Source organism: Lysinibacillus sp. NPDC096212, from assembly GCF_044763105.1.
Taxonomy (GTDB): Bacteria; Bacillota; Bacilli; order Bacillales_A; family Planococcaceae; genus Lysinibacillus.
Genome location: NZ_JBIWFQ010000016.1, coordinates 108,954 through 124,450 on the forward strand (window position 1 = coordinate 108,954; position 15,497 = coordinate 124,450).

Consider the following 15,497-nt stretch of genomic DNA (forward strand, 5'->3'; position numbering starts at 1 on the left):
GACAAAAATCCAAATAATACCATGCGTGTTGTGAGAAGAATCGACACGTATAGTTATCCGTCTTTTTATTTTTCGAATCGTCTCAGAGCATTTAACTCACTAGATTTAAATATTCATTTTTTTCGTGTTTTATGCCTAAAAAATGAAACTTTCATAAAAACTTTTAAAAAAGGTGATTTTCTTTCTAAAGGGAATCATCTTTTTTTTGCTCATGAATAGAACATTTGTTCCGGATTGTAAAAAAGAGCTTGTTTTTCACCATAAAGTTCCCAAATTTATATTTGGGAACGTTTTTTCGTGGTAAAATAGAAAAAATAGAGGTGATTTTATGGAAAAGCCGAAGCTACCAAAAATAATGAGAGATTTCCTTGTTTATTTAACGACGATTAAAGGGAAGTCTCACCGCACAAGAAAAGAATACGAATATGATTTGACATTATTCTTTCGTTTTTACATAGCCATTCAAAATGATCATGATAGTTCAGATTTAACGAAAATAGATATTTCTACTATTTCAATAGAAGAAATTCGTGAAATGACACTAGAGGATCTTTATTTATTTATGGAATATTGCGAGGTCCAGCGAGGGAATTCAGCATCTGCAAGAGCGCGTAAAGTAGCAACATTGAAGTCATTTTTTAAATATTTAAAAGGAAAACGACGTTTACTAGAGGAAAATCCGGCAGATGAACTAGAAACGCCAAAAATAGGACGGAAAAAACCTATCTATATGAACATCGAGGAAGCCACGCAATTTATCGATGGCATCCAGCCAAATCGTGCTTCACCAAGGAATTATTGTATGATGATGTTTTTCTTAAATTTAGGGATTCGTGTGACAGAGCTTTGTCAGCTCAATAGGTCATCTATACAAGGTCGCTACTTAACGGTTGTTGGTAAAGGGAATAAGGAGCGGACAGTTTATTTGAATGATAGCTGCATCCAGGCACTTGCAGACTATGAAAATAGCGGAAAGACGGCCTTTAAAGGGATTGAAGAAGAGCCTCTTTTCGTCTCACAAAAGGGAACACGCTTCACCCGTCAAACCGTTGCAAAAATCGTTAAACAAATTAATCAGCAATCCGGGCTTCAAAAAGAACGACTGACGCCACATAAGTTACGTCATACATCCGCTACGATGATGTATAAATCAGGGGCAGATATTCGAAGTCTCCAACATATTTTGGGCCATTCAAGTGTAGCAACAACGCAAATCTATACACATATTGAAGATGAAGAGTTGCAACATGTACTCGAAAATAATCCGTTTAATATTGTTCGAGCAAGATAATTTTCATTCGCTGAAATAGAGAATCTCAGTTTAAGAACGCTTATACAGAGGCATAATTGATGACAACTTTCCAAAATATTAAAGGAAATCTTATTAATCAAATAGAATATTTTATATTGTATAGAACATATACAGAATAGGAATCAAAAATCGTTTGATAAGGGGAGTAGCTTATGAATCAATTAATTAACGACCGTCTATGCGAAACAAGAAATAACTTACTAGAGGAGATTAAAGTATTAAGTGATACTCAGTTGAATGCAAAGCCTGATGCAAACAGTTGGAGTATCGCCCAGGTTTGCCATCACTTAGCTTTAGTGGAGGAGTCTTCTGTAAAAGCGATTGCATGGGGATTGAAACAAGAAGATAATAAGCAAACGGAACGTAAAAATGTTCAACTTATCGTAGATAGAACAAAGAAAATTTCAGCACCAAAAATTGTTGAACCAACTGAAGGCTTTTTTACAGTTCAGCAAATCATTGAGTTGCTAGACGATTCAAGAAAAAAATTAACAACTTTTCTTAATACAATCGAAGACCCATCCATATTAGCGGAAAAGTCCGTGAAGCATCCTGCTATTGGTGAATTGCCCCTTGATCAATGGGTAGAACAAATTCATTTTCATGAACAACGACATATTGAACAAATCAAAGAAATCAAAGCATTTTTAAAAGTTGAACACTAATGAACTTCCTGGAGACACAGTACAAAGAATGAAAAAAAGAAAAGCGCGACATTATATTAAAGAAATTATTAGAGACATTAACAATTCGATTGCATCAGAAATAATCTGGAACATTTTTATATTTATCCCTAGAATGATAATCCGATTATTGAAAAATATATGGTGAAAGGTCTAATTTCTCGATATTAATATTGAGAAATTGGGCTTTTTAAACTTTTTTCAGCGGATGTCCAAACACTCGTCGAAATAGAGGAACTCAGTCTAAGAACGCCATGTCCTGTGGCATGACCGAAATGACTGACATCGTGATGGCCCTCATGTTGTTGTTGTTGTTGTTGTTGCCGCTGCGCTTTCGCACAATAAACAATTGCAGGCATAAGCATCAAGCCGATTCTGGACACAATTATGCCGAGGCATAATTGATAGTATTTTTTCTTGAAGTTGTTGTTCAGGTAAATAAAGAAAGAACATTAAGTTATTTAGGAAACAAGTACTTTAGTTTATATGATTAATGCTTGATGAATTAGTTTTTACAATTATATAGGAGGATGCAAATGTTCTTATTACAGAAATCAAAAGATATGGCAGAGGTTTATATGCAAAACCCGAAAATCGAAGCTATAATACTGGCAGGATCGGTATCAAGAAACTTACAGGATGAAAATTCAGACATTGAATTGCACATTTTGTGGTCAACACCGCCAGAAGAGGAAGATCGAAAATTCCCTATTAAAAAAATTGGCGGAACCATTTTGGCGTATCATCCTTATGAGGAGGAAGAGTGGTCTGAATCCTATCTAATGAAAGAAGGAATTAAATTAGAAATAAGCAACTTTTTATCCTCAACAGTTGAACGTTTTATCTCAAATGTGGTGGAGAAGTACGAAACTGACTATGACAAACAATGTATTGTAGCTTCAATTTATGATGGAGTGAGTTTATACGGAAATGAAAAAATTAGAGAGTTGAAAAATAGAGTAGTAGAATATCCTTTAGAGCTTTCTAAACATATGATTTCCGAAAATCTTTGGTTAGGAAATCGATGGAATAACCGAAAAGCCCTATTAAAACGAAAAGATTGGCTTATGCTTTATGATGTAATATGTGAAGTACAAAAGAAGCTGCTTGGTGTTTTGTTCGGTATGAATAAAATGTATGTGCATCACCCTGCATTTAAGTGGATGCAATATAGTATTGAACAAATGAGAATCAAACCTAAAAATCTCTATGATCGAATGACCAATATTTTGTTAAGAAACCCAGAACAAGGTCTGCATGAATTGGAAGTATTAATTGAAGAAGTACTAATACTGGCTGAAAATTACTTCCCAGAATTGAATATAAGTGAACAAATGAAGCAAATAGGATTTGTGAAGTAATGGATTATAAAATTAATGAGTAAAGAGCACCATCAACAAATACAAAATCTGTAGAAGGTGTTTTAAAAAGTAACGAAAGTTTTGAAAAGGTATTTAAAAGATTTCCCAAAGGAGCTTCTTTGTAGAAGAGGAAGAGACTCCGGTAGACATAAAACTAAAAGTAAAGGTAGCGTTACTTCCCGAAAGACTTTAATATTCTATAATGACGAGAGCCATTGTTTTGATCCAACTTTTTTCAAAACAATGGCTTTTGTTGTGTCGTGGAATTAAATCTTCAAGGTTTTTTTATTGTAAAGCTTGACGAAACAAATCATCTGTTATATATTAAATAAAAATAAAAACAACTGTTATAAAACAGTTTGATCTAGGAGGAATTCTTATGTCAAAGTATCGTGATGGGTATGAATTTTATTGTGAGATGTGTGAGCGTTATGGTCTTGAACCAATTTCATTTCGCTATTATTTGCTTCAGTTATCACAGCAACAACTTTCAGCTTATAATATGCAAGCCAAACAATTAGGAATTTAATGGTTTGTCATTAAAGGATGTGGTTATTACGGAAGCCGACGTGAATATTTTATGAAAAGCCCAGCCATACTTATTTAAATGGACTGGGCTTTCGTATATTTGAAAGAAATATCAGAAAATTTATTGACACAGCACACTATCTGTTATATATTATTAATGAAAATATAATACTGTTATATAACAAGATATGTCACTCAATTATCACAAGTACAATTAGAATATTATAACGAAACTGCACAATTGAAAGGAAGATATTAGTATGACAGATTATCGAGAAGGCTATGATTTTTATCGACAAGTGTGTGAGAAACATGGTTTAGAGCCAATAAATTTTCACTATTATATTTTAAACTTATCTCAGGAACAACTAGATGCCTACAATGAAAGAGCTAAAACATTGGGAGGTCAAATACAATATGAAGTCTCTTAGCTTGTAAAATGCTTTACTGTCTATATGTGACAGTAAGGCATTTTTGATTCATATCATAAATGAAGAAATTATTCAAGTGTAGTAAAATTACAGAAGATTTATATATTCTAAAGTAACTAGGTTAAAAATAACATATGAATAGCACTAAGGTAATTAAAGTAATCAAAAACTATCGTATCAAGTAAGTTAAAAGACCTTATTATTAGGGGCTGTTTTATTGAAAACCATCAAATGTAGATTTGAATGTTTTGATATTTAGGTTGAATTAACTGCTTTTCTAAGACTATAATATAATTACATAAAGAAGGGCGATATCCCATAACTTTATACCTCGTAGAAATATAAAACAAAAGTACTAAACCCTTCTAATGAACGGAGAATGAAAATGATGAATATCACGCCTGATAGTATCAATCAAGTTAACTATAGTCTGAAAGAATTACAAGATATTTTTTCAGTAATGAATAGTTCAATCATTGTAGCAATTACAGATCGAACTGGGAAAATTACGTTTGTTAATGATCATTTTTGCAAAATATCTAAATACACCCGTGAAGAATTATTAGGGCAGGATCACCGTTTACTCAATTCAGGTTTCCATCCAAGATCCTTCTTTAGAGAGATGTGGAAAACTATAGGCAATGGTGAAATGTGGAATGGCGAGGTGTGTAATCGAGCGAAGGATGGCAGCCTTTACTGGGTGAAGACAACGATTTTTCCTTTTCTTGATGACAATGGTAAACCGTATCAATATATTGCTATAAGGGTCGATATTACCGCACAAAAGGATATAAAAAAGATAACTCATATTGCTTATCATGATGAATTAACAGGACTACCCAATCGTCGTAAGTTAGAACAACGTTTAGAAAATGAATTCCATCAATCTCGACGTACAGGAGAGAAGTTTGCGTTATTTTTCATTGATGTAAATCGTTTTAAAAACATTAACGATGGACTTGGTCATATCATCGGGGATATGTTCTTAGTAGAAATGGCGAATCGTCTACGCAACGTTGATTATACATCAAATTCTATTTACCGCCACAACAGTGATGAATTTGTTATTATACTAAACGACGTTAACTATATTGAGGACAAGGCTGAGGAAATAATCAGCGTCTTTAATGAGAGTTTTGTTGTTGATTCGTATGAATTTTACGCAAGTATTAGTATTGGAATTAGTATTTTCCCAGATCATGCGAACTCTCCTGAGGAATTATTGAAAAATGCAGATATCGCCATGTATGCTGCAAAATCTTCACGTGGTAATCAATATCGCTTATATCGTCCAAATATGGAGGAAATCAACGATAAATGGTTATTACTTGAAACAAAGTTACATCAAGCGTTAAAAAAAGATATTTTAGAATTACATTATCAACCAAAAATTAATTTAAAAACGAATACAGTGATTGGCATGGAGGCATTACTTCGCTGGCATGACCCTGAACTAGGTCATATGCCACCAGATCGCTTTATTCCATTTGCTGAGCAATGTGGGCTCATTAATGATATAGGGGTTTGGGTGTTAAGAAAAGCATCTGCCCAGGTACGCACTTGGAATGAAGTACATAATATAAACTTACGTGTTGCCGTTAACATTTCTCCGATTCATATTAGTACAACAGGCTTTGTCGAAATGGTACATGAAGTTATTGCAGAAACAAAAATTGATCCGCAGTTTTTAGAAATCGAAATAACAGAAATGAGTATGCTGGATTATACGGAGGACTTAATTAATACAATCAAGCAATTAAGGGCACTTGGTATTACGATTTCATTAGATGATTTCGGTACTGGTTATTCATCGTTAAATTATTTAAAAACTTTCCCGGTAGATGTTTTGAAAATCGATCGTGCATTCGTCCGTGATATTGTGCCTGAAAAATCAGGCATTGCTATGATTTCAGCTATGATCTCACTGGCGCATGCCTTAAATCTGCAAGTAGTGGCTGAAGGTGTCGAGGAAGAGGCAGAATTAAATGTGCTGCGTGAACATGGCTGCGAGTACGTACAGGGCTATTATTTCAGTAAGCCATTATCGGTAAAGGACTTTACGAAACTGATAGTAGAAAGTTACATGTAGACAATATGGAGGATCTTGACCTAAATTTAGGACAAGATCCTCTAAGTGTTTATGGTTATTTTATTATGAAAAGCAACTTTACAACGAATACAGAAAGAGCAAAGGAGTAGCGACTTTTACTATATTTCTTTTTTCAGAGATAGTGAATTTTTACTAGTTAGAAACAATTTGGTCACTAGTATGTAAAGTCAATTTTCTGATATTTCCCGAAAAATAATCGTTTTAATATTTGAAATTATTCAACTGTTTTGCTAAAGTTATATAAAATATAAATTGTTGATGTGGCCAAGTAAGTAAGAATAGTGAAACAGAGAATATAGCAATTGCTGAGAGCTATATCACCGCTTCTTATCTGAAACCTACCACGGAGATGTTATGCAAACATAACCGAGTCGTTTTCGTTACAAAACGTTAGAGGGTTTTAAGGTTTTCTTAAAACTAAATTCAAGGTGGTACCACGTTTTGTCGGCACAAAGACGTCCTTATTTAGAGGACAGCTTTGTGCTTTTTATTTTTTCAGTAGGTAAAGTTACAGAAATGGAGGAGAGAAAATGACAACACAACAAAATGATTTTTCAAAATGGTACATCGAGACAATCCAAAAGGCAGACTTAATGGATTATACACCAGTTCGCGGCTGTATCGCATTTAAACCAGACGGCTATGAAATTTGGGAACATATTCAAGAAGAGATGGACCGTCGTTTTAAAGAAACAGGTCATCGCAACGCTTATTTCCCTATGTTAATTCCTGAATCCTTCTTCCAAAAAGAAAAAGATCATATCGAAGGTTTCTCACCTGAGCTTCCTTGGGTAACGGAGGCAGCAGGCGAGAAATTAGAAGAACGTTTAGCACTTCGTCCAACTTCTGAAACGATGATTGGCCATCTCTATTCGAATTGGATCAAAAGTTACCGTGATTTGCCGGTCTTAATTAATCAATGGGCAAATGTTTTTCGTTGGGAGAAGAAAACACTCCCATTCATTCGAACATCTGAATTTTTGTGGCAGGAGGGTCATACAGCACATATTGATGAAGAAGATGCACGAAAAGAAACAATGCAAATGTTGGCTATCTATAAGGAGGTAGTAGAAGGTTTACTTGCCATTCCTGTCTATGATGGACAAAAAACACCTTCAGAACGTTTTGCAGGGGCGGTCGATACATTTTCTATTGAAGCAATGATGAAAAATGGCAAGGCCGTACAAGCTGGTACCTCTCACTATTTAGGAACAAAATTCGCTGAAGCCTTTGATATTAAATATTTAAATAAAGCTAATCAGCATGAATATGTACACACAACATCCTGGGGGACTTCTACACGTTTAATTGGTTCAGTAATTATGGTTCATGGTGATGAGCAGGGTCTAATTTTGCCGCCACGAATTGCACCGACCCAAGTTGTCTTAATCCCTGTAGGTCCATGGAAAAAGAACCCTGAAATTATGGAGAAACTAGATGACATCTTTGCAATTCTTAAGAAGAAGGGAATTCGAGTACGTCTTGATGACTCCGACCAATCATCAGGCTTCAAATTTAATGAATGGGAATTAAAAGGTGTACCAGTTCGTGTTGAATTAGGACCACGTGACTTAGAGAAAAACCAGGCATTGTTAAAAGCACGAGATGAAGATGACAAGCAATCCATTGACCTGAACGACATTGTTGTGGCAATAGAAGAAGAACTAACAACGATGCAAAGTCGTTTATTCGATAAAGCACGTAAATTCCGTGATGAAAACGCCCATACAAATATCGATACACTGGAAGATTTACAGCAACACATTAACATTTCCAAGGAAAACGGATCTATTCCTGGTTGGGTTCTTGCTGGATGGTGTGGAGCTGATGCTTGCGAGGAAAAAGTGAAAGAAGAGACAAAATATACTTCTCGTAACATTCCATTTAACCCACCAACTACGAAGACAACTTGTATTTGTTGTGGAAATGAAGCGAAACATACAGTTTGGTTTGCTCAAGCATATTAAAAAGAGTAGTGTTTATTAATTTCCTTGATGACGGTGGTCATATTATCGACGAGTGCTATTTGCGCTTGAATGCTCGTAATACAATTTCTGTGATGTTCTCTATACTCATACTGTGTCGTGTGCATGCCCCTCTATGTTTTCTATATGAGTAGAACAAACGTAGAAGGTATATTCTTTCACTTCTGTTTTTGTTTGTTTACGACTCGTTTTCCACTGCATCTCCAGCTGGAAATGCAGTGTTTTTATCTTGATTTTTTTTCTGTGTTTTCAAAAAAACGCTAGTATGCTAGAATAAAAAACAGAACATATATTCTTTTTTTGTGGAGGGTGAAAACAATGAGTTATGATTTAATGGTCTTTGATAAAGAGCAAGCTCCAAACAATAAAGAAACATTTTTGCAATGGTATGATGAACAAACAAAATGGGCTGAACCACATGACTACGTAACAATAACAGTTACAACACCAGCATTACAAAAATGGTATCAGGATATGGTGGAACAATTCCCCAATATGAATCTGGTGGATGAGGAATTATTGGATGCGGATGAAGAGGACGAGTTAGAGAGTCGTTTGACTGAATATAGTATTGGCTATGCCATGATTTACACAGCTTTTGCCTGGTCTGTAGCGGATGAAGCATATAGTACGATGAAGGAGCTTGCAAAAAAACATGGAGTCGGTTTTTTTGATGTGAGTGGTAAGGGGGAGATTTTCTAAATCATTACATCGTATGTCGAGAGGTGGATAAGAAATGACAGAAAATCTTATTGCACAATGGCAAGAGCAAAGAAAGTCAAAGCAATTAACGCCATGCATAAGCTAAGGGAGCAAGTTCAACTGCTGGAAATGTATCTAGTGAGACAATAAAACATTATGTTGAAAATCAAAAGACAAGGGGGTGAAACTTGTGTCACAAACTATATCCAAGGGGGCACTGACTTTGCCGTCTAGTGTTGAATTGATGGATATTGAAATATACGAACAAGGATAGTCGTGGTTTTGGTGCAAAAAATTAGGTACTAGTTTGATAATTAAGAAATCACGATTGTCCTTTTTGTGACGCGAAATCAACTACTGATAGAACAAAACAATCAAATGGGGGGAAATGAATTTGTCACAGTATATAGAACAGTTTTTGGCGGATGTATGGCAGCAGTTAGAGCGATTTTATCAGCAGGAAAACGACCGAATTAGTAATACGAAGGACTGGAGCAGACTCCATATAGGGGTGAAACATTATGTAAAGGTGAAATGGACATCAGAAAAATTGAATAAATTACAATGGGGAACCCCTCATTATGGAACGATTTCTATTTATACATACGAACCATTTAGTTGGCATGATGATGCTTATAAAGTAGCAGCGGGCGATTACATGCAAGAAATTACAGACATCAACCAAATAGAAGAATTATTTTCCGCTTTATGTGCCAAAATGGATACGGTTTTCCAATCCGATGAATATCATGCGAAGCTTTTTGATTATCGCCTTCAACTTATTTTGGAATTTGAGCATGATGGGCGTGAGATATGCTATCAAAAAGAGCTACTAAATAACGACAAATTCACATTAGCGAAACAAACGTTAGCTACTTTTATTGAAACAAAAGTGATGGCTGATTTACCTGTATGTCCTGCTAAGAAAGATGGATTTTTCTTTGCTCGTTGCCTAGTCAATCCTCATTTTTTCCATCAGCGCGTAGCTGATATCGAACCAATAATGCAACGGTTATTGGAGAAGTATAGCGGGAATGAAGAACGCTTAAACCAGTGGAAATATGATTATACATCGGCATTTAAAGATTGGGCAGAGGAGTATATTTTATCGGTTTATTTTGAGGAGACAGGAGAATATGAAACGAAATGGATACTAAACTCAGCGGCTAGACCTAAGCAGAAGGAGCTAGAGTTCTTTGTTTATATTGCCTTACAAATCGGATCTAAAGAACCTGATACACGTAAGCAATATCTTGAATTGGCGCAGCAACTTGGTTCACAAGAGGCGGAGGATTATTTACAAAATGGCAGTGATCATTTTGAACATAGAAGGAAAAGTGCGCGCTTTCAAGGAGCAGCCAATGATATTCGAAAATTCATTTCAATTCACATCATTGTTGAGGAAGAAGAAACCTATCGTGAAGCGTTGCATTACATCATCGATTTGTTACAAGCGGGCTTTGTCAAGGGCTATAGCTTACAGTTAGAGAGTCAGGAAGAAAACTATTTACCGATTCAAGGCCTTGCGAAAACGGAGCTGCATCAATTTTTTGCAAATTGCCTAGCGTATCCAAACCTGTTCCCATTGATTGCCGACTATGCAAAAGTGGCAATGGAGGAATATGCATGGTATGAGGACGTGGAGCCTAGCGAGCTATCCGCTATGCCTGGAACATATGCTGTATTTGGTCTAGGGCTTTTTAGCGATGCTTATTTTCCCCTTGTGCAAAGCTATATGTCACTTGTTGATTCAGAGCACCAGCTTGTACAAAATAACTATGCAGAAGCTTTTCTTAACATGCACGACCTATCAGTGGAACAGATGCCTGTGCTGATTGACATTTTACTTAGCGCAAATGAGGGGGAGCTCGAGCAGTTAAAAGGAATTCACGTTGATGAACTGGAATTGCTAGCTGAATTAATACATCAACTGGAGAACAAAGAAGATTACCAACGTAGCTATGTATTATATCAAATTTTTGGTAGTATGGAGGATCTAGCACAGCGTATTGAAAAAGAATCAGCGCCAATCCAAGAAATGCTAGAAAAATTACTAGGTTGGATGGAAGATTATTAATTGGTTAGCTTTCCTTAGTTCTTTAAAGAGCAAGACTTCTCAGTAAAGTAGGAAGTGCAATGTTGAGGAAATGCTAGCTAATATGTCATTTTTATTAGCTGTCATGTTTTAGATGAAAATAGATGAAATCAGAGCATTACTTAAATCGAGAGCAAAAGAGCTCCGAGATAGTTAAAATCGCAATTGCTTTTGATAAAAAATCAGATTTGTTCACCACCTTCGAGTTGCTGAACAATTAAGAAAGAGGAGGATTCCATTGTTAGATATTAATCCTACTACTGCTTGGATCGATTTGTTGTCCACCTATGAAGTCAATCCGAAATATGGCGATCCTGATGTCATTGATCAGTACCTGGATCAGCGGGATGCCGATCTGTTTGATTCACAATGGATGGCTGCACATGGCGACCTGACAGCTATCATTGACAGTATGTTGGTGGCGGATCGAAAGAAGATAGAGATGCTTCAGAATCGTGCTAGTAAGCAAATTTACGAAACAATCATTGGACAGACTAGTCACTCTGACCTAGCCGCCTATGCATCCGATGATGTAAGGCTGATTGTTGGCTTCCTTGTGACGGGCCAAGTTAACAGTTTTGTTCTTGAAATGAAGGAAAGTTACGAACGAGGCGATTTACCCAATGTTGAAGAGAGTCCTTTTTCATGAGAAAAACCGTGCCTGCAGATGTTTCAATCCGCTGGGCGCGCAGTGATATCCGGCAATCTAGCCATAGTTTGTGGCTTGATTTAGAGAAAGAATGTGTGCTTTTCAGTGATGGTTGGGGTGTAGCGTTTGCCGCATTGCGACTATGGGCTCTTGACCTGAGTAATGGACGCGAAATGGAATCTTGTGTCTTTTAGAAAAGGAGCCTTATTCATGTATCTAAAATATTCGCCAAGAACCATTGTACCTTTCACTGTTCTTTCGGTACAGGAAAACACCGCTATTGCGGTAGTTACAATAGATGTTTTCTACGACGAATAATTGCAGGAGGAGATGCTTTTTACGCGAAAGCGAAGCGTCAGCAGCAAATTGTCACTATCCTCGTCGCAAAGGAGATGTCTCAAAAGAGTTTTTCAGACATCTCCTTTTGTATTTTAGACTAGCCCGAACAGGAACGTTTGTTCTAAAATAGACTTAACTTGAATCGAGGAGCTCGTTTTATGACATTACGTTCCCACAAGAATTCGAGAAATATCGTTCAATTATTGAACTAACTATACAACCTGTTAAACACATTGACACGATTGAACTTTGAAAGCAAGTTCGAAGGCAATCCCTATTTCCGAGGGGCATCTTTCTATATGAAAATATTCCAGAAGAATAAAGCTTATGCTCCTTAGCACTGGGGCATCTGACTCCGATTATAATGTGATAGTCATTAGCAGGTTAGTTGGATTCGGTTAGGGTGCTTTCAGAATAATAAAGAAACCGTAAAACATGATCAGATTATTTAATTAACAAGGAGACTACTACAATGACAAATGATACTTTACAATTATCCCAGAAATGGCGAAAAGAGGGGTTACGTTATGCAAGTGAGATTAATGCCTATGTGCGCAAAGGATTAGAAAGCAACTGGGAGGCACCAGGAGAGGAGCCGTCTGAAGATTCACGTGGACAATTAGCTTCGCAAGTGTACAAGTTTATTAGACAGGCGAATAGAACAAAGGAACTGGAAACGCTCCGTGAACAGTTTCCAGCTGCTTCTTGGCCATTTCAGGAAACGCACAGCCAACTGATGCGAGCTGTTTATCCAATTGCGCTTCTACGTGATGGCGCATTACTTGTTGCAGCGCAAAATGAAGATTTATCACGCACTGTCTATGCGATGGATAAACAGGAAGCAAACCGTATCGAGCATGTACAAGCGGCAAGTTGTTCTACGGATGGGCGCGACATTGCTTTGATGGATGAGCAAGGAATTCGTATCGTACGCGAGCCTGATCGAGAGTTGAACGGCTCTCTGCTGGCTACATACACATGGGCGACAATTATCGACCAATTGCGCGAAAAATACCCCGACATTGAGACCTTACAGCCAGAAAGCTATCGGGGCGCAGATGTCATTCCATTCGCTGATGGCACGAAGTTGTTGGTGGTGTCGCATGATGGTATCTATTTGATTGAGAAAACAGGTGCCATCTTGTTGCACCCGACAGTGGAAAATATACGGGAGTGGACAAGAGAAGATGATGACTTGACAGCAAGTTTAGCGATGCCACATGGAGCTGTTTCGCGAAGCGGCAGATGGCTGGCTTATGGAAGTCAAGGCAGCGAGCATTTGTTACTAGATATAGAAAAGTATGTTATGCACTCGTTTGAACCGATGTCGAGTTATCCGCATTACAGCTTGTTCAGTGCCAATGATGAGCATGTTTGGTTCAATGCATGTCATTTTTACAATGGAGGTACGCTAGGTATTTCACTCCATGATCTTGAACAGTACAATAATGAAGAACCCCCTTCAATAGATGATAGTATGCGTGTATATGCCGGTGTTGCAGTGCAAGGGGGCAATATCATGGGTGACGCATATGGTTATTTGCGAATGATTGATTTTGAGGGGAATGAACTTTGGCGTTACTTCGTATCTGGGACAATCAGTGGTATGGCATTAAACTCTGACGAGACAATATTGCTTGTCGGTACATACAATGGAACGCTCCATGTACTTGATTTGACTAGTACAGAGCCAAGCCCGTATGAGATTGGCACAAGTTCAATACGTGAATCGTACCGTTGGATCTTCTGGGATACTCAACAACCACTGTATTGGTAGTTTTTATAGGGGCAAATTCGACGAAACTATAATGTTCTTTTTATCAACATCATATGTATTTGAAATGACAGATACTTATAATAGTTTGCGTTTGGTCTAAATTTTAAGTTTTGGTAGAATTAATCAATAAATGGCTAGAGGTGTCACGATAGAAACATCTAAATGGACTCCTTTAATTAACATCTGAGATGAAGAAAAGATTTGGGTAGGAACAAGAGTTAGATTATACAATGTAGATCTAACTCTTGTTGAAGATAGCAAAGATGATTACTACGAATACTTAATATCATCTATTTATGACAATGAAACGCACTTACAGCTAACGGTTCACTTTAGAGCTAATATCTAAGGAAGTGAAAGTATGTTTTATCCGATTGGCAACACAACAATAGATTCTGATAAATATAGAGAAAAATTTGCAAAACGTTATTATCTGCCTTTTATGAAAGAATTGATAGACTTATCAGGATGTTCTTTAAAGGAAGCAAAAGAGTTGATTGATATAGTGATTCATGAGGAAGGCATTATTGTTAACCAAACATCACAAGAGATCCAAGATACTTGTTTAGCTGAATTACAAGATGATTGAGAGGGAGTGGGATTATGCCAAAAAAATTATTGAATATGTTAGAAAAATGGTATGAGGAAAATCAACATGACAAAATTGTAGAAGCGATTGAACAATTGTCTAAGTCAGAGCGAGATTACGAAATAGTAGGTCATTATGGTCGTGCGCTTAATAATTTAGGGCGTTATCATGAAGCGTTGTCCCAATTATGCACAGTTAAAAAACAGGGGCAACAAGATGCGGATTGGCATAGGCGTGTTGGCTATGCTTATTTCTATATCCAGGAATGGCAAGAAGCGCTGGCTGCATTTGAAAAAGCGAAGGAACTACAGTTTGATACTAGAACTGAAGAGTATATAGTAGCCTGTCGGAATATTATGAAAAAGTCAGTGGAAGCGCTAGATGATATCAAGCTTGTCCCTTTTCATGAGCGTGATTTCAGTCAATTTTGGGAAAAAAGCGATTATGCGGATAAAAATTATGTAGAAGTGTCCCCCACTACTGAAATGATTGCTTCTATAGAAGAGGAACTTGGCTATAAATTGCCAGCAGATTATATTTGGTTTATGCAACAACAGAACGGCGGTATGCCAGTTAACACTTGTTTTCCAACGGCTATGCCGACTTCATGGGTAACTAAACTGTTACAACAAATTTAAACCAAACTATACAAACCTGTATAGAAACATAGATTTATAACAGAATACCCTTCGTATCAAGCGATTGGTGCGAACTCCACGTTAATTGCTTTTAACTCCTAAAGCCCTGTGACCAAAGCGGAGCTGGAAACGGCAGACGTAACGGTGCGAAAGCAGAAAAAACAACAAGGATGACATAAGCTGAAAAAAATTACTCAGTGTCCGTAAAGGATCATCGTGACAACGGAAAACGGTGGCGCTAAGTGCTTTGACAATGGATGTTTAGCAGCGAAACTCCTAAATCTCTAATGAGACAAGG

13 protein-coding genes, 1 pseudogene and 1 other annotated feature are annotated in these 15,497 nt (G+C 36.8%); all 14 genes and pseudogenes read left to right on the plus strand.

Features of this window, described 5'->3' with window-relative positions; translation table 11 throughout:
- Positions 1–328 precede the first annotated feature (328 nt).
- The 14 genes and pseudogenes from ACIQ7T_RS16340 (at position 329) to ACIQ7T_RS16405 (ending at position 15,199) form a co-directional block, all read left to right on the plus strand.
- Positions 329–1,291, plus strand: coding sequence for a tyrosine recombinase XerC (locus ACIQ7T_RS16340; protein ID WP_402871626.1), 963 nt, complete (start codon positions 329–331; stop codon positions 1,289–1,291).
- A 173-nt stretch (positions 1,292–1,464) separates the two neighbouring features.
- Positions 1,465–1,977: a DinB family protein gene (locus ACIQ7T_RS16345; RefSeq protein WP_402871629.1), complete on the plus strand. Its 513-nt coding sequence runs from the start codon at positions 1,465–1,467 to the stop codon at positions 1,975–1,977.
- A 554-nt stretch (positions 1,978–2,531) separates the two neighbouring features.
- Entirely contained in the window at positions 2,532–3,356 is an 825-nt protein-coding gene (locus ACIQ7T_RS16350; RefSeq protein ID WP_402871632.1) for a DUF4037 domain-containing protein, read from the plus strand.
- 379 nt (positions 3,357–3,735) lie between these two features.
- Positions 3,736–3,885, plus strand: a complete 150-nt coding sequence (locus tag ACIQ7T_RS16355; protein WP_049665318.1) for a hypothetical protein — start codon at positions 3,736–3,738, stop codon at positions 3,883–3,885.
- 259 nt (positions 3,886–4,144) lie between these two features.
- Positions 4,145–4,315, plus strand: a complete 171-nt coding sequence (locus ACIQ7T_RS16360) for a transcriptional regulator (protein ID WP_370083439.1) — start codon at positions 4,145–4,147, stop codon at positions 4,313–4,315.
- Positions 4,316–4,700: 385 nt separating this feature from the next.
- Complete coding sequence (locus ACIQ7T_RS16365) at positions 4,701–6,404, plus strand: putative bifunctional diguanylate cyclase/phosphodiesterase (protein WP_402871635.1); 1,704 nt, start codon at positions 4,701–4,703, stop codon at positions 6,402–6,404.
- 267 nt (positions 6,405–6,671) lie between these two features.
- Positions 6,672–6,891: a binding site (T-box leader), on the plus strand.
- A gap of 64 nt (positions 6,892–6,955) precedes the next feature.
- Complete coding sequence (gene proS / locus ACIQ7T_RS16370) at positions 6,956–8,392, plus strand: proline--tRNA ligase (protein ID WP_402871639.1); 1,437 nt, start codon at positions 6,956–6,958, stop codon at positions 8,390–8,392.
- A gap of 336 nt (positions 8,393–8,728) precedes the next feature.
- Entirely contained in the window at positions 8,729–9,112 is a 384-nt protein-coding gene (locus ACIQ7T_RS16375; RefSeq protein ID WP_402871642.1) for a hypothetical protein, read from the plus strand.
- Positions 9,113–9,228: 116 nt separating this feature from the next.
- Positions 9,229–9,297 (plus strand): annotated as a pseudogene (locus tag ACIQ7T_RS16380) (IS200/IS605 family transposase); the annotation flags it as partial.
- Positions 9,298–9,506: 209 nt separating this feature from the next.
- Complete coding sequence (locus ACIQ7T_RS16385) at positions 9,507–11,189, plus strand: DUF6138 family protein (RefSeq protein ID WP_402871645.1); 1,683 nt, start codon at positions 9,507–9,509, stop codon at positions 11,187–11,189.
- Positions 11,190–11,445: 256 nt separating this feature from the next.
- Entirely contained in the window at positions 11,446–11,856 is a 411-nt protein-coding gene (locus ACIQ7T_RS16390) for a hypothetical protein (protein ID WP_370083448.1), read from the plus strand.
- Between the two features lie 811 nt (positions 11,857–12,667).
- Entirely contained in the window at positions 12,668–13,972 is a 1,305-nt protein-coding gene (locus ACIQ7T_RS16395; RefSeq protein ID WP_402871648.1) for a PQQ-binding-like beta-propeller repeat protein, read from the plus strand.
- Positions 13,973–14,333: 361 nt separating this feature from the next.
- A complete protein-coding gene (locus ACIQ7T_RS16400; RefSeq protein ID WP_402871651.1) occupies positions 14,334–14,561 on the plus strand; it encodes a hypothetical protein in 228 nt (75 codons plus the stop codon).
- 14 nt (positions 14,562–14,575) lie between these two features.
- A complete protein-coding gene (locus ACIQ7T_RS16405) occupies positions 14,576–15,199 on the plus strand; it encodes an SMI1/KNR4 family protein (protein ID WP_402871654.1) in 624 nt (207 codons plus the stop codon).
- Positions 15,200–15,497 lie beyond the last annotated feature (298 nt).

Bases quoted from the DNA above. Each gene is read 5' to 3' on its own strand.
- ACIQ7T_RS16395 (WP_402871648.1), top strand. From the start codon at position 12,668: ATGACAAATGATACTTTACAATTATCCCAGAAATGGCGAAAAGAGGGG.
- ACIQ7T_RS16405 (WP_402871654.1), top strand. From the start codon at position 14,576: ATGCCAAAAAAATTATTGAATATGTTAGAAAAATGGTATGAGGAAAAT.
- ACIQ7T_RS16345 (WP_402871629.1), top strand. From the start codon at position 1,465: ATGAATCAATTAATTAACGACCGTCTATGCGAAACAAGAAATAACTTA.
- ACIQ7T_RS16360 (WP_370083439.1), top strand. From the start codon at position 4,145: ATGACAGATTATCGAGAAGGCTATGATTTTTATCGACAAGTGTGTGAG.
- ACIQ7T_RS16365 (WP_402871635.1), top strand. From the start codon at position 4,701: ATGATGAATATCACGCCTGATAGTATCAATCAAGTTAACTATAGTCTG.
- ACIQ7T_RS16340 (WP_402871626.1), top strand. From the start codon at position 329: ATGGAAAAGCCGAAGCTACCAAAAATAATGAGAGATTTCCTTGTTTAT.
- ACIQ7T_RS16400 (WP_402871651.1), top strand. From the start codon at position 14,334: ATGTTTTATCCGATTGGCAACACAACAATAGATTCTGATAAATATAGA.
- ACIQ7T_RS16375 (WP_402871642.1), top strand. From the start codon at position 8,729: ATGAGTTATGATTTAATGGTCTTTGATAAAGAGCAAGCTCCAAACAAT.
- proS (WP_402871639.1), top strand. From the start codon at position 6,956: ATGACAACACAACAAAATGATTTTTCAAAATGGTACATCGAGACAATC.
- ACIQ7T_RS16350 (WP_402871632.1), top strand. From the start codon at position 2,532: ATGTTCTTATTACAGAAATCAAAAGATATGGCAGAGGTTTATATGCAA.
- ACIQ7T_RS16355 (WP_049665318.1), top strand. From the start codon at position 3,736: ATGTCAAAGTATCGTGATGGGTATGAATTTTATTGTGAGATGTGTGAG.